15 protein-coding genes and 2 pseudogenes are annotated in these 15827 nt (G+C 49.5%); 6 read left to right on the top strand and 11 right to left on the bottom strand.

Annotated elements, in window-relative coordinates; all coding sequences use genetic code 11:
• Positions 1 to 132: 132 nt before the first annotated feature.
• The 3 genes from JWJ90_RS06140 to JWJ90_RS06130 form a co-directional block, all read right to left on the bottom strand.
• A complete protein-coding gene (locus JWJ90_RS06140) occupies positions 133 to 270 on the bottom strand; it encodes a hypothetical protein (RefSeq protein ID WP_205226321.1) in 138 nt (45 codons plus the stop codon).
• Between the two features lie 89 nt (positions 271 to 359).
• Complete coding sequence (locus tag JWJ90_RS06135; protein WP_205226320.1) at positions 360 to 1196, bottom strand: tetratricopeptide repeat protein; 837 nt, start codon at positions 1194 to 1196, stop codon at positions 360 to 362.
• Between the two features lie 34 nt (positions 1197 to 1230).
• The gene (locus JWJ90_RS06130; RefSeq protein ID WP_205226319.1) at positions 1231 to 3552 is read right to left on the bottom strand and encodes an AsmA family protein; all 2322 of its coding nucleotides are present in this window, start codon (positions 3550 to 3552) and stop codon (positions 1231 to 1233) included.
• Positions 3553 to 3998: 446 nt separating this feature from the next.
• On the opposite strand from JWJ90_RS06130, the gene mobB reads away from it, so the two are divergent.
• The 6 genes from mobB (at position 3999) to JWJ90_RS06100 (ending at position 9079) form a co-directional block, all read left to right on the top strand.
• Positions 3999 to 4535, top strand: coding sequence for a molybdopterin-guanine dinucleotide biosynthesis protein B (mobB, locus tag JWJ90_RS06125; protein ID WP_205226318.1), 537 nt, complete (start codon positions 3999 to 4001; stop codon positions 4533 to 4535).
• Positions 4532 to 5593 (top strand): magnesium/cobalt transporter CorA, encoded by a 1062-nt coding sequence (corA, locus tag JWJ90_RS06120; protein ID WP_205226317.1) that lies wholly within the window; start codon positions 4532 to 4534, stop codon positions 5591 to 5593. Before mobB ends, corA begins: the two co-directional genes overlap by 4 nt.
• 107 nt (positions 5594 to 5700) lie before the next feature.
• Positions 5701 to 6411, top strand: a complete 711-nt coding sequence (gene lipB, locus JWJ90_RS06115) for a lipoyl(octanoyl) transferase LipB (protein ID WP_205226316.1) — start codon at positions 5701 to 5703, stop codon at positions 6409 to 6411.
• Positions 6398 to 7255 carry a lipoyl synthase gene (gene lipA / locus JWJ90_RS06110; protein ID WP_205226315.1) on the top strand — a complete coding sequence of 286 codons (858 nt, stop codon included), beginning with the start codon at positions 6398 to 6400 and terminating at the stop codon, positions 7253 to 7255. Before lipB ends, lipA begins: the two co-directional genes overlap by 14 nt.
• Positions 7236 to 8057 carry an MBL fold metallo-hydrolase gene (locus tag JWJ90_RS06105; protein ID WP_205226314.1) on the top strand — a complete coding sequence of 274 codons (822 nt, stop codon included), beginning with the start codon at positions 7236 to 7238 and terminating at the stop codon, positions 8055 to 8057. Before lipA ends, JWJ90_RS06105 begins: the two co-directional genes overlap by 20 nt.
• A 695-nt stretch (positions 8058 to 8752) precedes the next feature.
• Positions 8753 to 9079, top strand: a complete 327-nt coding sequence (locus JWJ90_RS06100) for a carboxymuconolactone decarboxylase family protein (protein ID WP_205226313.1) — start codon at positions 8753 to 8755, stop codon at positions 9077 to 9079.
• A 195-nt stretch (positions 9080 to 9274) separates the two neighbouring features.
• Here JWJ90_RS06100 and JWJ90_RS06095 read toward each other — a convergent pair.
• The 8 genes and pseudogenes from JWJ90_RS06095 to JWJ90_RS06060 form a co-directional block, all read right to left on the bottom strand.
• Positions 9275 to 9898 (bottom strand): annotated as a pseudogene (locus JWJ90_RS06095) (zinc-binding dehydrogenase); the annotation flags it as partial.
• Between the two features lie 36 nt (positions 9899 to 9934).
• Positions 9935 to 11191 (bottom strand): hypothetical protein, encoded by a 1257-nt coding sequence (locus JWJ90_RS06090; protein ID WP_205226311.1) that lies wholly within the window; start codon positions 11189 to 11191, stop codon positions 9935 to 9937.
• Between the two features lie 98 nt (positions 11192 to 11289).
• Positions 11290 to 11718 (bottom strand): annotated as a pseudogene (locus tag JWJ90_RS06085) (alcohol dehydrogenase catalytic domain-containing protein); the annotation flags it as partial.
• A gap of 18 nt (positions 11719 to 11736) precedes the next feature.
• On the bottom strand, positions 11737 to 12048 hold the full coding sequence (locus tag JWJ90_RS06080; RefSeq protein WP_205226309.1) for a DUF6506 family protein: 312 nt from the start codon (positions 12046 to 12048) through the stop codon (positions 11737 to 11739).
• 148 nt (positions 12049 to 12196) lie between these two features.
• Entirely contained in the window at positions 12197 to 13186 is a 990-nt protein-coding gene (locus JWJ90_RS06075; protein ID WP_205226308.1) for an ATP-NAD kinase family protein, read from the bottom strand.
• Positions 13187 to 13227: 41 nt separating this feature from the next.
• A complete protein-coding gene (locus JWJ90_RS06070; RefSeq protein WP_205226307.1) occupies positions 13228 to 14202 on the bottom strand; it encodes an alpha-ketoacid dehydrogenase subunit beta in 975 nt (324 codons plus the stop codon).
• A 65-nt stretch (positions 14203 to 14267) separates the two neighbouring features.
• A complete protein-coding gene (locus JWJ90_RS06065) occupies positions 14268 to 15227 on the bottom strand; it encodes a thiamine pyrophosphate-dependent dehydrogenase E1 component subunit alpha (RefSeq protein WP_205226306.1) in 960 nt (319 codons plus the stop codon).
• 197 nt (positions 15228 to 15424) lie between these two features.
• Entirely contained in the window at positions 15425 to 15820 is a 396-nt protein-coding gene (locus tag JWJ90_RS06060; protein WP_205226305.1) for a Lin0512 family protein, read from the bottom strand.
• Positions 15821 to 15827: the final 7 nt, after the last annotated feature.

The following is a 15827-nucleotide window of genomic DNA, read 5'->3' as shown; positions in this document are numbered from 1 at the left end:
CTATCTGCTGCCTGCTTCAACGGCAGCAGATAGCTTATGGGGCCCCCAATAAGTACGCTCCCCCCTCGCCAAGTCTAATAACCTAGCAGCCGTGATCAGTTTCCTTCCCTGTCATAATCATTCAAGACACCCTTATTTCTCGTCGTCAGACTCTTGCTGCTCTTCGTTTTTCTCCTCCTCATCGACAACGCAGTAATCGTTGGTACTATCCATACCTGTATGACCATGCCAGGCTTCTTCAGCCCAATCCATTTCTTGAATCTGATTCATGCGTATCTCCTTGTTTGAATATCGTATCAAATTAACCTATTGAAATTTAACTACAGGATTTTTGCCCATCCGAACAGGTTATTTTCCGTTTACCTTTGTTCTGGTCCCAACAGGCGTGGCTCCTTGATGTTTTCCACACGGCGATAAAGATCAAGGGAAATAGCCTGAGCACCATTGAGTTCTTCCCAGCTCATTTCCGTCATCAGCTCGTTTCGGTTAATAGCGGCCATGGTATTCCCACGACTGGCTGCTAGCGAATACCAGGCATACCCCTTAGCCCGATCAATGTCGGTTCCCGTTCCTGTTGCGTACATGAGGCCGGTATTGGCCTGGGCCAGGATATCCCCCTGGAAGGCTGCCTTCTCGTACAACGCAAGCGCCTTTTCATAATCGCGTTCTCCCCCCAGACCGTTATAAAACATATATGCCAGATCTGTCTGCGCGGTCATATTGCCCTGTTGGGCTCCTTTCTTGAGCCATCTTTTAGCTTCCAAAAAATTTTGGGGTACAGTCTGGCCACGCAGGTACATGGATCCGATAACAGCCAATGACTCGGGTGTCGTTTTTCCTGCCTCTGCCGCCTGCATAAGCCATTTAAAGCCACCCCGCTTATTCTCTTCTGTTCCTTGCCCCTGATACAACATGCCTCCGTATATATACATGGCTTCAGGATCGCCCTTATGGGCAGCACGCTCATAGAAAGAAAGCGCTCGCTCAAAATTAACAGGTTCCCCTACCCCATAATACGCTCTGTATGCCTGCGCTTTAAGTCGACGAACCAGCAATGAGTCATTGTTTTGTTCCTGGCTGGCCTGGCCGGCGTCAGGACAGACGTGGAAGACGAGTGTCAGCAGGACAAGCAGCCCAAGGCAGAGTACGAGAAACGCGTTCTGCCTTGGGGCGGTTTCAGAAGTGAGAGCAGACATGGCTTGCCTTGCAACTCTCTCTGGAAAACCGAACTTAGTTTCCAAAGACATTTTGCAGCAGTTGCTTTTCAAGAGACTTCTTCTTTGATGACGGAGCCTTCTGGTCTTGACCTGACGAACTGGATGTTTTGCTCGCCTTGGAGGTCCTGCCCAAGGCGGTGCTACAGGGATCGCCATCGGCCACAACCTTATCCACCAACAGTTCCCCCAGGGTGGAAATGCCTCCGGTAGCCACTCCCGCACCTAAAGAAACCGCTGTTTTCATAGTGCCCGCTGCATCAAGCCCCATGGAAGGATTGGCCAAGGTCCCTTTAACTTTGACAAGACCGGCCAACGGGCTTGAGAGAGAAACGCCTACCCCACCACGAGCACGGGGCTTGATTCCCAGGTTCAATTGTTCATTTTTGAGGTTAATGGTTCCTGAACCAATGACATCCACCTTGTCTGTGCGCATGGCGATCCCTTTATCAGCTGTGGCAACACCATCGTTGAGGACAAAACGCACCACAGCACAACTCATCTGGGTATATTTTTCAGAGGCAGCAAAGGGATTGATGCTCCCTAAAACCTGGAAGATAAAATCACCAGCAAGCCATTCCATCGATTTATTGGCAAGTTTGGCCTCACCTACACTGATAACACTCTCACCAGTCAGGGATCCCATAAGAGCGCGCACCGATTTGCCCGAGCCTTTCAGTGTAATGTTCAGCTCTGTTCTTCCCCCTCTGATAGCGTCTTTAGCCTGCAAAGCCTCGAGGTTCAGGTTGTTTCCCTTGAGGGTGATCGCCAAATTTGGGGTGGAACGCCCACTATCCAAGGTAACTGACCCGTTAAGCGTGCCACCGGCAACCCCGGTGGAAAAGGGATTAACAGTGAGCAACCCATTTTTCAGAGAGAGTGTAAGCTGACTGTTACTGAGCGTCTGCTTCTCCAAAAGGAGTTTAGCCACCTTGATCTGCACCTTGGCATCAACGCTTTGCAGGGAGGCCAAAGGCAGCGGCTGATCAGAGAAAAGTCGGCCATCCTTTGTAGCGGATTTTGCGCTTACCTGGTTCTCTGTCTTCGTCTCGTTTGATCCTGATGCTGTAAAGTCTGCAACGGCTATGGTCTTACTCTCCAGAGAGCCGCTTATAAAGGGACGCTTACCAAGCTTTAGGGCCATGTTGCCGCCCAGATCACTCTTTTGGGTAGTGAGTTGCATGGAAGAGATATTCCAGCTCGTACCGCTCCCTTTCACCTGCGCCTGCAAAGCGACTGGTCCCTGTACTGGTATGGCTGAACCTGTCAGTGAAGCGAGGCTTGCGGGATCCGGGACGGCTACAGAGAGCTTGAGATTGGGGGTGGGCTTACCTAAAAGATCAGCAAGCGTTCCAGTGGCGTGAACAGTCGCCAACTCTTTTTTCCCGAGATTCAGGTTGATGTTTTCTACACGAAAGTTCTTCTCACTGCCCAGGAGTTGTGCAGAGAGATTGAGTGGGCCTATGGGGCTGGAAAGTTTGGGCGCCTGCTCTCCCAGCAGTGGTAAAACATTGCTCAGCTCGTTGGTTGTAACCCCAAGCTTGATATTGACCCCCTGCAATGCCTGGAGGTTTTCAACAGCCCCCTCTGCCTGCAGCTGCATCCCTGCTACTGCGGCTTTCAGGGCCAGAGGCCAGGACTTTTGTTGCAGAAGCGAATCAAGACTGCCGACTGTACCGCTCAGATCTATTTTTTGCCCTCGTACCTGGGTTACCAGATTCAGGTCCAATAAAGCGGGGTTTTCTGCACTGGGACTGATGCGTAAAAGATCGATACCGACTGTTTCCGTTTTTTTGCTTGAACGGTCATAAAGGGTCAGGATCCCCTGCTCGATTTTCAACTCGTTAAAGGCCAGGCTAAAAGTGCTGGGGCTGGTCTCCTCTGCTTGCTTCTCAACATCAGCCGGTACTGGCTTGCTGGCTTCTTTATCCTCTGGGGGGGAAAAATCAAGGTTTCCTGGACCGTTGGGCTCTGTTTCGATCAGGACATTCGGGGAGGTTAATATCAGTTTATTGACCATAACCTGTTTACGCAGCAAAGGGGCTATGGCAACTTCCATTTCAAAACGTTTGATGGTAACCATCTCCGGTCGCGTCGATCCGGCAGGGTTGGAGAGAGTGACATCGTTCACCACCACCTTGGGAACCAAACCAATTTTCAGCTCCACAGCCCCGTTGATTGTTAATGTACGCCCCGTATTCTTTTGCACCTGGGTTGCCAGCACCTCCTTGATTTGATCGGTATTGATTGATTGAATCGCAATGAAACCTCCCGCAATGAGCAGGATGACAAGTACGATAACGCTTACGGCAATCTTGAAAAAAATTCCTTTTTTCATACTTTGACTCCTTCAAAGCTTGGAAATGGTGCATTTTTTCGTGCGTTATAAAAATAATCCCTGAAATAGGATTCAGATACCTTTGTCCTGGTTTAAGCTGGTCCCTCCATCCATGACAGCGGAGAATTCCCCCCGAATCCGTGACGGCGGGTGGTCACTGAATAACGCATCTTTTTAATAAGACGACGTATTTTTACAAATTCATGTATTGTTCAGTTGCACCCGCCGTGACGGATTCAGGTTACTCACAGATTTAAAATCTGTAGTGCATAAAAGTATATCGCCAAACAACGATACAGCTCAACACTCAAAAAATTAATGCAAGGGAATAAAAAAGAAAAATTTGAAGTCATCCCATGAAAAAGAGATAATATCAAACCGTTGCCGAGGAAAGTTATTTTTTGATCAAACTATGAGATTATGTGTTACTTGAGAGAGGATATTCAATGCCCCCGGTAGTCAGTTTTATTGGTTGGCACAATTCAGGAAAGACCACCCTTACCCGCCTCGTTGTCACCCTGCTCAAGGACAGGGGATACCAAGTGGCTGTCATTAAATCCACCAAGGAAACCGGTATTGTTGTTGACCAACCGGGTACTGACACGGCGCTGTACAAAGAGGCTGGCGCTGATGCACTTGCCCTGCTCGCCCCGGATCAGCTCATTATACAACGCAAGCCGATGCACACAGAACTTGCCCTGCTTGGCCCTCAGCTTTTCCCTGAGGTGGATATCATTATTGCTGAGGGGTTCAAACACGCTGCCAACGTTCCTAAAATTGAAGTTCGCAGGGATCAGGATTCTCCCTGGCTCTATCAGCAGGTGAGTGGGGTCTTTGCCATTGCCAGTGACACTGCTGGAGCGCATGATCTGATCCATTTCGCGCTCAGCGATGCCAAGTCGATAGCTGCATATATCGAGAAAACGTTTCTTTCCCCTTTAAGCGCTGCCCTCGGCCCAGACACAAGAGAGGATACCCCATGAGCCGCCTTCCCACCTATGCATCAGACAAAACCGGGTTGCCACCTGGCGCCCTGGTTCATGTGAGCGAGCTGCCCCTGCAAACTGGCCGTATAACCGTAAGCGCCTACGATCCAGAGGGCTGCAGCACGACCCAGATCGAAAAATTCTCTGATATTGTACCCTTCCGTCAAAAAAATCGACGCCTCTGGATCCAGTGTGAGGGGCTTGATCTTGTGGAAATGGTGCAGGCGCTTGGCAGTGAGCTTGAGGTACATCCTCTGGTCCTTGAGGATATTCTTAACACCCATCAAAGGCCTAAATTTGAGGAACATGACAATTACCTCTATTTTGTGATTAAAACCCTGCGGGTGCATGAGGATCTGCGCATAACCCACGAACAGATCAGTCTTCTTGTCTTTGCCGACATGGTCTTCACCTTTCGAGAACAGGCCGATGATCTCTTTACCGCCATTCGACAGCGGCTTGATGCCCCAAACAGCCGCATTCGCGCCCTCGGCTCAGATTATCTCGCCTACGCCATTATCGATCTCGTGGTCGATCACTATTTTGTGCTCACCGATACTCTGGAGGACGTCATTGAAAACATAGAGTTGGAGTTGCTCGCCCGCCCCCAGTCTCACCTCTTCAGCACCATTGCCCACCTGAAAAAAGAGTTGGTCTTTCTTCGCCGGGCTATTACGCCCATGCGAGAGGTTATGCTTTCGATTCAGCGCAGTGAATCCCCTCTGATAAAAAAGAAAACCCATCCTTATTTCCATGATGTCCTCGAACACTGTCTTCGTGTCATTGATACGCTGGACACCTACCGGGATCTGATTAACGGCCTGTTGGACATCTATCTCTCCAGCGTCTCCAATCGCATGAATGAAATAATGAAGGTGATGACGGTGTTTGCGACCATTTTCATCCCCCTGACCTTTATCGTGGGAGTTTATGGCATGAATTTCGACCACATGCCCGAGTTGCACTGGAAGTGGGGATACTTTTCCCTCTGGGGACTGTTTTTTATTATTCCAACAGGGTTACTCTATTTTTTTAAGCGCAAACACTGGCTGTAACCGTATCCAGATCGAAACCTCCTTCTGCATTCTAAGTAGCGTTCTAAATACTGGCATCCATCTTGGATGGGGTAAATGTTCCCCAAACAAAGACAGGATGCAAGTATATGGACAAATATGACTCTGATAAGGAGACACTGTGGATTGATCTTATGCTCGAAGACTATGAGCAGATGCATCGAATCCAAAAGATCCTTCACAAAAAGCGAGAGCATGGTCACATCCCCAATGTGGTGCTCATGCTTGAACACACGCCCTCGATAACGATTGGCAGCTCCGGTGGCCACCAGCATCTGTTAGCCAATGCAGAAATCTTGCAACAGCACGGCATCAAGGTCCACGAAACCTCGCGAGGCGGGGATATAACCTATCATGGTCCGGGGCAACTGGTCTGTTACCCCATTCTTGCATTACGTGGTGAACAGCGCGACCTTCATGCCTATGCCCGGAATATGGAAGAGGTCATGATTCAAACCGTGCGTCGTTATGGGATCAACGCCGGGAGAAAATCTAAATTCCCCGGAGCCTGGGTTGGTGGTGAGAAAATTGGTGCCATGGGGATTGCTGTTCGCAAATGGACCACCATGCATGGTATCGCGCTCAATGTATGTCCTGATCTTCGTCATTTCAGTTTTATAGTGCCCTGCGGTATAACTGCCCACTCGGTGACCTCGATGCAGCAGCAGCTTGGCTATACACCTCATTTAATGGCGGTGCGCCGGGAAATGCGTCATCAGTTTTCCACCATCTTTAAATTTCCCCTACGTTCAGCATCCCTTAAACAGCTACTTACGGAGGACTCTCTTGAAACGGCCTAACTGGCTGGTGTTACCGGCCCCCAATGCGGATAGTATGGATCAGATACAGGCCTTACTGGATAAGGGGCATCTTCACTCGGTCTGTGAGTCAGCCCAATGCCCAAATATTGGCGAGTGTTTTGCCAATAAAACCTGTACCTTTATGATTTTGGGTGATATCTGCACCAGAAATTGCGCCTTTTGCGCGGTCTCCCATGGTCGCCCCCTGCCACCGGACCCTACTGAGCCTGAGATGGTCGCTCTTACTGCCAGGCAACTGGGGCTTAAGCATGTGGTGATCACTTCGGTGACCCGTGATGATCTCCCAGATGGCGGTGCTGCTCACTTTGCGGCGACAATACGAGCAATTCAAGAAAAGACAACGGCAACTGTTGAAGTGCTCATTCCCGATTTTCGCGGGGAGGAGACTCCCCTGCAACAGGTGATTGCTGCCCAGCCCAATGTAATCAATCACAACCTTGAGACTGTCCCACGTATATACGGGGCCGTGCGGCCCGGTGCCGGGTATCAACAGTCACTTGAACTCATTGGACGAGTCGCCGCTCAGAGAGGCCAGAGGCCTATCTCCACAAAATCAGGCCTCATGCTTGGCCTTGGTGAGACCAAAGAGGAAATTTTGGCAGTCATGGATGATTTACTCGAAGCGGGCTGCCAGATATTGACGCTTGGTCAATACCTGCGCCCTTCTCCCGAACACCATCCGCTTGTTGCATATATACAGCCTGACACCTTTGAGGAACTGGCTCATATTGGAGAAAGTCGTGGTTTTAGTCAGGTGGTCGCCGGGCCGCTGGTCCGCAGCTCCTACCACGCTGCAGAAAGTTATGCCGCGATACGAACCTGAAACAGACCTTTCTTTCATGAATAAAGACATCACTCTGACGTTGATTGCCAACGCAGGCATACTCATCGAATACGACGGGACCGGAATACTGGTGGATGGGATCCATCATGATGCCACCAGCCGCTTCAGCCCCGTTTCCAGGGTGGATCTCCTCCATATGCGCCTGGGAAAGCAGGCCTTCAAAACGCTTGATTACCTCTTTTTTTCCCATGAACATTCCGATCATTTCTCCCCGCTGTATGTGACGGAACTTATTCATGCCAGGGAGATTCAAAAGGTGTTTCTTCCGAAGGCAGCCTCCCTCTCACCTGAGTTGGCCCTGCTCTATAATCATCTCCGAAAAAAATCGGTGGAATCTGAGATACTGAGTTTACAGCCAGGTGAGTTTGAACCCTTTCAGCTTGGGCCCAACATCACGGGGAGGATCATAGCGACTCGGCATATGGGACCGCAGTATCAGTCTGTGATAAATTATTGCTATCTCTTTGATCTTAGTGGATTTACCCTGCTCTTCACAGGGGATGGCGATTTTGTCAGAGAATACTATGAAACGGCTCTTAGTGGAATAGAGCTTGATCTGGTCTTTGTGAACCCTCTTTTCTATCAACATCCCCAAGGGCAAAAGCTCATCAACACCCTTTTCACCCCCAAACATCTCGTTGTCTACCACCTCCCCTTTCCTGAAGATGACACCATGGGGCTCGGCTCCATGGTGGAACGCTCCAAACAACGCTTCCAGTGTACTGAAAGACACACCCATATCTTTCAGGCAGAAAAGCAATCTCTCGTGCTTCACCCCTGAATTTCCTCCCGAATCCGTGACGGCGAGGGGTGCTGAACAACGCATCTTTTTAATAAGACGACGTATTTTTACAAATTCATGTATTGTTCAGTTGCCCCCGCCGCCCTTTGGGACATCCATTAGCACGCCACCTTCATTGCCTGCAACATACCGATAAAGTTTACTTTAATCGGCATGTCACAAACAACGATAGCGTGGGGACGTCTGACCGTGCCCACGCCACGTATTGGAGGCAATTAGATTTTTTTTAAGTTGGAAGTAATCACTGTTCCATTTCTGAACATGCGACCACAGTTGTGTGTCCTGACTTAGTACAGCACCGTTTTTGCCCTTGTAATTGCCAGTGTAATGTGGGCGGTCAAAGCAGGTATTGCGCTATTTTCTCAGCGAAATTTGGGTTTCTATTCGTGAAAAATCATAGGGGAAAAGTCGGCCACACTTGAGAATGGCAAAAAGCGGGCGCAACAATGGAGACGGGTGAATATCAAGTGGAAGCAACCCCTGTCATTATCCTGTTTTTACGGAACTATTTCTCTTTGAAGTAACGAGCAAAAATCCCCACAATGTTCCTCTGCCCCTCTTCTTATCAGGTACGCTACTTGCTTTATAAAGTGAGGAAATAATGAATGCAATGAAGGCGAAGATTCTATCGCCCATCGTCATTCAGCATCAACAATCTTGAAAGAGGAGCACCTATGAACTCATCTGAGAAGGCAGGACAAGCACTCGCCTATTTATCCAAATACTCCCCCAACGAGTATGGCAAATATCTGGAATTTACCAAGCAGCTCGCTTCGCTTGATGCACTGCCACACAAACAGTTGGAACTCATCCTTGTGGCGACATCTGTTATGTCGCAGTGTGAAATGTGTATCGCTATCCATGTTGAAGCTGCAGCATCTGCGGGTGCAAGTCGCGATGAAATTCTGCAGGCAGCCTTGATGGCCGTTGCCATGGGAGGATCGCCCAAGCTGATGTATATGTCCTATGTATATGAGGCTTTGGAGGATCTGTTTGGTTGATAGTTAAAGCATAACAAACTTCTCAGGGAATTTGAGTTGCCCTGAACCTCTCCTCTTGCCGGTTATAGCGACAGTGACCGGCAAGAGGATTTTTTTTATCTGATGCCAAACAGAGCGTTTGATATCAGGTAAAAAAAAGGCCGCTCCATGTGGAGCGGCCCTTTTTTTTGCAGAACGTAATTCGATTTTACAACATCAAAAGGGGGTAACGATAATCTTGATATTGGTAGCCTTATTGTTCACCAACTCCTCAAAACCTTTTTCCACGATATCATCAAGCTTGATTTTCCCGGTAATAAGCGGGGCTGCTTTGAGCTGGCCGGTTGCCAACAGATTCGCCACGCCTTGAAAATCATCAATGGTATAGGCAAGGGTTCCGATCACGACCTTGTCTGTTCCGCTGAGGCTGAAGAAATTAAAACTCGACGGTTCCTCAAAAATACCAACAATCACCGCTTTGCCGTTGTTACGTATAATATCAACAGCCAAGGGGGCGGTGTCCTTGTGGCCGATACACTCGAAGGAGACATCAGCACCTGAACCACCGGTCATCTTCTTCACCTCGGCCACAACATCGCACTCCAACGGATCAAGGATGATGTCAGCACCACATTCCTTGGCCAGTTCTTTGCGAGCAGCAGCCGTTTCTATGCTGACAACTGTGGAAGCACCGGCAGCCTTGGCGCACATTATCGTTCCCAGGCCAATGGTACCAGCACCGAGAACAACAACCGTCTGCCCCAAAAGCGATCCTGCCAGGCGCACGGCCTTAAAGCCTGTTGCCAGCGGCTCGATCAAAGAGGCGGCCTCCATGTCAAATCCCTTATAGTCCGTAGCACATGAATTGATACCAATTCATTCCATCAATTTTGTATCTATTTGCAGGTCTGACACCCAAAATTCATCCTCTATTTTCCTTATTTTTTGGATAATCGCTGTGCATGTTTCTTTGGTCACTTTTTTGAAACCGTCATCAAGCTGTTTGATCAAGTTCTTCATCGTGAAATCGCAGTGTTTCGCAATGTGATTCTTAACAACGCCCCAGCATGTTTCAATCGGCTGTAACTCCGGATGGTACGGAGGAGTTCTGAGCACTTTGTGGCCATGCTCGGCAGCCAATTCATCAATCGCATAAATTGGCTCGGGTGCCAGTTTTTTAAGCACTTCAACCAGCTCAGGTTTTAAGCAGTCGTCCCGACAGTAGATCTTATTTTGCTCCAGCCATTCTCTAATTTTTCCCTTGGAACTATGAGGGGTGGGCGGAGAATGTTTCGAAAGAATATTATGGTATGGTGCATTGTCCATTATAATTAAAGAACCTTTTGGGATATTAGGGAGAAGCATCTCTGCAAACCACTTTTTAAAAAGTTCCCAATTCATTTGCCCGTGATAGTCCCCTGTCTTTTTTGTGCTTTTAAACACAAGCTTTGCCCCGGGCACCCAGCCACTGGAAGTAATTGCATTGAGTATTATCAGGCGCTCTCCCTTGCCCGTTGGTTTTTGTAACCATGGGCCATCTTCGCCAAAATACCAGGTGAAATCATTGCTGTGATTTTTGTTCACATAGGATTCATCAAGATACACTTCTGGGCGCTGAGTTGCTGTGTTGCTTTCATCTACCCGATTATTTTTTTTCTCACGAAGATATCGTCTCCTGGCCGCTACAATATGATCTTTTTCTTTTAGATGTTGAGAGCGGATGCCTTTGCCAAATTCAAAGCCCCATCTATTCAGGGTTCTGGCTAATGTTGCCTTGTGGAAAGAATCATCACCATAGTTTTTTTTAAGAAACTCCAGTATATCAGCAAGAGTGATATGCCGCCCCTCACTATTCGCAGTCCTTATATACACACGGACTGCCGCCTGATATGAAATACTGACGGCATAAACTGGACGACCTCGATTTTTTGCAGGCGCCTCAAGCAGACTGGGATCACGATTATAATCCGCCATTATTCGTTTAACAGTAGCCACACCGATCCCAAGAGCATCAGCTGTTCTGTTTACACTTGGTTCATTAGGTTCGATCTCAGTTTGATCAAAGTAATGTTTGACAGATACAGCAAGTTTTTTTACCTCTGGTGTTAATGGCCTACCGCGTCGTGAATCCATGCCTGCCCCTCCATTAAATGGTTGACCCTGTAAGATAATGGGACATTAACAAGTATTGGGCAGGCCAGTCAAGTATCATTTCATGTGCGATGCACTATAGGCAGAACGTAACAAAGTTCAGCGGGCACATTGACCAGTTCGGCAAAGGCGCCTTCGGCCATCAGCCCGGTAAAGGCTAGTTTTTCACAGACATTGTAGCGGCCTTCCCGACAGGTCACACAGGTCCCACAGTGCTGGCAGGCATCAGGGGCGACACTATCCCCCACCTGAACCGTCGTTACGCCCTCACCTACAGCAACAACTTCTCCGGAAAACTCATGACCAAGAATCAATGGCGCCTTGACTCCGGTCAGGGGATGGGGCTCCACTGGAATAAATATCGGGCCTGCCAGGTACTCGTGCAAATCAGATCCACAGATGCCACACCAGGCAACTTTGATCTGTACCTCTCCTGGTTTGGGGGCCGGAGGAGTGGGAACATCTTCAACGCGAATATCTTTTTTACCGTACCACTTCGCTGCTTTCATGGGCTGTACCTCGTCTTATCAAAAAATTGTATCGCCACTGACATTGCCAAGTGCTGGATGTATATCAAAACGAACCACACCAACCGCAATATCCTTTCCAACAGCCTCTGCAATCATTGCGACGCCTTTATTGCCAAAACCTGCACAAAGTTCGATGGCTTTTACACCCTCCTGTTCTACGATGTCTCTACAGATATCCACTGCCTCTGTGTAACTCCCAACCCCAATGCTCAGCAGATGGATCACAGGGGTTTCAATCCATTGGCGATGGGTCTTGGGGTCGGCCTCGGGGGCAATAAACACGAATGCTGCCTTAACAATTTCTGCCATTACTGCTCCTTTTGTGGTGAACATATTGGTGAAAATGCGCAGGGGCGGCAGAACCAGAAGGAAGAGGGAGCCATCAAGCAAGCTCTAGAGGATTGACCTAGCCACCGCACCTGCGCAAAGTCGTCTTTTGGTTTATTCTCCTCTGGGGTTACCTGGGTTGAACGAATATTCCAGCTTGTTGAGCCAAAGCCATAACCTTGGAGACATCGACAACCCATGGTCCTCTATCGGAGAATCGAATATGGACATGAGCCCCTCGTTTCACCTCTACTTCCCGCTCGCCATCCAGGGCAATAACACAGGGAGACTGGTCGACACGTATGGATTGACCAAGAGTCAAATGATCCTCTAATGCAATATCCACCGGCTCAATGAGCCCCGGCGCGATCGGAGAAAGAACGCGCTTTCCTCCAGGACCGAGGATCAGGTGCAGGCCGCGATGCTCCTGGGGAGTAAGAGTGTGTAACTGTCCACCAATGGCAGAGAGACCGATGCTGTCTGGTCGACAACGGGTAAGAACAATCTGTGTTATCTGTTTCATGGACCAGATGGCCTTGGAGCCGACAAAGGTATCTGTGTGCACGGCCGCATCAACCAAGGCTATATCGACAAGGTTGTTGTCGTCATCCAGGACTTCAAGCACAGGGGAGCGAAAGCATCCCTCCTCCACACTGATTTGGCCGGAGGTCAATACCCCTCCAGCCAATCCAGCGACGGTTGCCTCAATCATGTAGGGAAAAACATTGTTGGTTCCGGTTGATAGAGGCAAAATCGGTACCACCGCATTGCCTTTGGCCACGGCCCTACTGGTGCCGTCACCTCCCAGAACAAAGATACAGCCGACTCCGGCATCGACCATCAGGCGGGCTGCTTTAGTCGAATCCTCCTGGGTATTCTCTGCGCACATAGGGGCTGAGGCAATCTCAATGGGGGAATGAATCCCCTTGTGTGCCCGCTGAACAATGGCATAATAATCGGGCATGAAGATGACCCGCTCGATGCCAACGGAGGCAAGACCAACTAAAAGGCGACGCACAATGCGGACCTTCTCCTGATTGTCAAAAACACTGCCGTGGGCGACGAGACGACGAATATCTTTGCCTGAAATAGGGTTTGCGATGATACCGACTGTTTTCATGAGACAAATGTTTGTAAAAGGTCGTAAGAACGAACCTGTCTTCAGGAACGAATTTTCTCGACTGCTGCCACGATATCCTCTGCATTCGGCAAAAAGGCTTCTTCCAGTGGCGGTGAGAACGGTACCGGGACAAAGGGAGCGCCAACACGCATGATCGGCGCATCCAGGTAATCAATGGCATCCTCTGCTACCTGGGCGGCAATTTCGGCACCCGCACCAGCTATTTTGACAGCCTCGTGGGCAATGACCAGGCTATGGGTCTTTTTCACGGAAGTAAGGATAGAATCCATATCAAGCGGAGAGACTGTACGCGGATCAACCACCTCGGCACTGATCCCTTTTGCAGCCAAGGTCTCGGCGGCCTCAAGTGCGGAGTAGACCATCTTGGAAAGTGCTACGATGGTCACATCGGTCCCCTCTCTATGGATCCGTGCCTTCCCGAAAGGAATGGGACCAGCGTTATCAGGCACCTCGCCTTCAACACCGTAGAGCATCTTATGCTCAAGAAAGACAACCGGGTTGTCATCACGGATCGCACTGATCAACAGCCCATAGGCATCCTCTGGAGTCGCCGGCATTACCACTTTGAGTCCGGGAATATGCATGAACCAGGACTCAAGCGACTGACTGTGTTGTGCAGCCGCACCGATGCCACCGCCCTGAGGCGCGCGCAGCACCATGGGGATGGTCGTTTTGCCGCCAAACATGTAGCGCATCTTGGCTGCCTGATTAAACAGCTGATCCATGCTGACACCGATAAAGTCGACAAACATCAGCTCGCACACAGGACGCAGACCGGCAGCGGCAGCACCGGTTGCCGCACCAACGATCGCGCTTTCGGTAATAGGGGTGTCGCGCACACGACGCTCGCCAAATTGATCAAAGAGTCCTTTGGTGACACCGAAGCAGCCACCAAACTGGCCGACATCCTCACCAAAAATCAAGACATTGGGATCACGTTCCATCTCTTCGCGCATGGCGTCGTTGAGCGCCTGCATATATGTTTTTTGTGCCATCTATTCCTCCAAAATATATAAATCGTACGAAATGAAGTGTTATTCCTTAAAGCCGCTACTTATGATCAGGCGTAAACATCATCAAACATATCGGCAGGTTCAGGGAGAGGACTCTCCTCGGCAAAGGTAATGGCCGCAGCAAGCTCGTCATCAATATCGGCGTTAAGCTTGTCGAGCTCTTTCTGAGTGAGGATGCCATCATCCAGTAATTTCTTGGCGAAGCGAGGAATCGGATCCTTTTTCACCCACTCGTCCAACTCATCATCGGAACGATAGGTGCAAGCATCGCCCTCAAAATGGCCACGCCAACGGTAGGTTTTGCACTCAACCAGTGAGGGGCCCTCACCTTTGCGTGCACGCTCAACGGCGGCGGTGATGGCCTCGTAAACTGCGACGACATCGTTCCCATCAACAATCACACCCGGCATATCATAGCCAGCGGCACGATCGGCAATATCGGTAATGGCCATGGATTTACTGATGGGGCAGGAGATACCGTAGCCGTTGTTCTCGTTGACAAAGACAACCGGCAGGTTCCAGGCGCTGGCCAGGTTGAGCGCTTCCTGGGTGGTCCCTTGGTTGGAGGCGCCATCGCCAAAGAAACAGACAGCAACCCGATCCTCACCTCGGTACTGGATGGCCATGCCCGCTCCGGCAGCGATTGGGCCACCACCACCAACGATACCGTTGGCACCCAGGATGCCCAAATCAACATCTGCGATGTGCATGGAACCGCCCTTCCCTTTACAGTACCCCGTTGACTTACCGTAAATTTCTGCCATCATCAGTTTCAGATCACCCCCTTTGGCGATCAGATGACCATGACCACGATGGGTACTGGTGATGTAGTCTTCCTTGTTCAGAGCGGCGCAGGTACCGGCAGCAACCGCTTCTTCCCCCAGATAGAGATGGACAAAGCCTGGAATTTTGCCTGCGGCGAAAAATTCCTGAAGCTTTTTCTCAAATTGACGGATCCGGTACATGGTGTTGTACATCTGGACCATGGTTTTTTTCTTAATTGTCATGACATCCTCCTTAATTGATCATCACTTGATATAAGTTATCGAATAATCGTCTCTAGGGAATCTTGAATAATTGCTTTTTCTGCCAATCTCTGCGTCATGCTCAAAATTTTATCCTCGGAATATCATCTATATGCCTGCGGTAAATTTTTTCACAATCCTTGACCTTGATTGAAAAATCTAATTATTCAAGACACCCTCTAATCTTGTATTGCCTTTGAACATCCAGGTTCTGCAGGCTCGATCCATACCGTTACTGCGGCATTGGCAACAACAATGGATGCGCAGTTGCTGCCAAAACACTCCACGCAGAGGCCATCGGTTATCAGACCTCCCTGAATGATTTTGATATTGGGTTTTCCCACCGGCAGGACAGCCAGAACCTCTTCCTGGTTCACCTGTTCGGGAAAGGGACAGGCAACCGTGACATCGATCACCACCCCCTCAAAATTTTCCCGGTGTAAAATTTCCACCAGGCCACAGAGACAGCTGCGACCAATGGCATCTCGCACCGCCCTGCAGGCCGCCTTGGTGACGTTCATGCCGTGCAGATCTGCGCCTGTACCCAATTCGACGATATACCGTTTCTTTTCCATTGAATTA

It is taken from the genome of Desulfobulbus rhabdoformis (assembly GCF_016919065.1).
GTDB lineage: Bacteria > Desulfobacterota > Desulfobulbia > Desulfobulbales > Desulfobulbaceae > Desulfobulbus > Desulfobulbus rhabdoformis.
This window is presented reverse-complemented; position numbering and strand designations above follow the sequence as displayed.

What these genes read in the sequence shown, in the direction of transcription:
- JWJ90_RS06080 (WP_205226309.1), bottom strand. Translation starts at nt 12,048, where the DNA reads ATGGCAGAAATTGTTAAGGCAGCATTCGTGTTTATTGCCCCCGAGGCC.
- corA (WP_205226317.1), top strand. Translation starts at nt 4,532, where the DNA reads ATGAGCCGCCTTCCCACCTATGCATCAGACAAAACCGGGTTGCCACCT.
- JWJ90_RS06135 (WP_205226320.1), bottom strand. Translation starts at nt 1,196, where the DNA reads ATGTCTGCTCTCACTTCTGAAACCGCCCCAAGGCAGAACGCGTTTCTC.
- JWJ90_RS06105 (WP_205226314.1), top strand. Translation starts at nt 7,236, where the DNA reads ATGCCGCGATACGAACCTGAAACAGACCTTTCTTTCATGAATAAAGAC.
- JWJ90_RS06075 (WP_205226308.1), bottom strand. Translation starts at nt 13,186, where the DNA reads ATGAAAACAGTCGGTATCATCGCAAACCCTATTTCAGGCAAAGATATT.
- JWJ90_RS06100 (WP_205226313.1), top strand. Translation starts at nt 8,753, where the DNA reads ATGAACTCATCTGAGAAGGCAGGACAAGCACTCGCCTATTTATCCAAA.
- lipB (WP_205226316.1), top strand. Translation starts at nt 5,701, where the DNA reads ATGGACAAATATGACTCTGATAAGGAGACACTGTGGATTGATCTTATG.
- JWJ90_RS06090 (WP_205226311.1), bottom strand. Translation starts at nt 11,191, where the DNA reads ATGGATTCACGACGCGGTAGGCCATTAACACCAGAGGTAAAAAAACTT.
- JWJ90_RS06130 (WP_205226319.1), bottom strand. Translation starts at nt 3,552, where the DNA reads ATGAAAAAAGGAATTTTTTTCAAGATTGCCGTAAGCGTTATCGTACTT.
- mobB (WP_205226318.1), top strand. Translation starts at nt 3,999, where the DNA reads ATGCCCCCGGTAGTCAGTTTTATTGGTTGGCACAATTCAGGAAAGACC.
- JWJ90_RS06140 (WP_205226321.1), bottom strand. Translation starts at nt 270, where the DNA reads ATGAATCAGATTCAAGAAATGGATTGGGCTGAAGAAGCCTGGCATGGT.
- JWJ90_RS06060 (WP_205226305.1), bottom strand. Translation starts at nt 15,820, where the DNA reads ATGGAAAAGAAACGGTATATCGTCGAATTGGGTACAGGCGCAGATCTG.
- JWJ90_RS06065 (WP_205226306.1), bottom strand. Translation starts at nt 15,227, where the DNA reads ATGACAATTAAGAAAAAAACCATGGTCCAGATGTACAACACCATGTAC.
- JWJ90_RS06070 (WP_205226307.1), bottom strand. Translation starts at nt 14,202, where the DNA reads ATGGCACAAAAAACATATATGCAGGCGCTCAACGACGCCATGCGCGAA.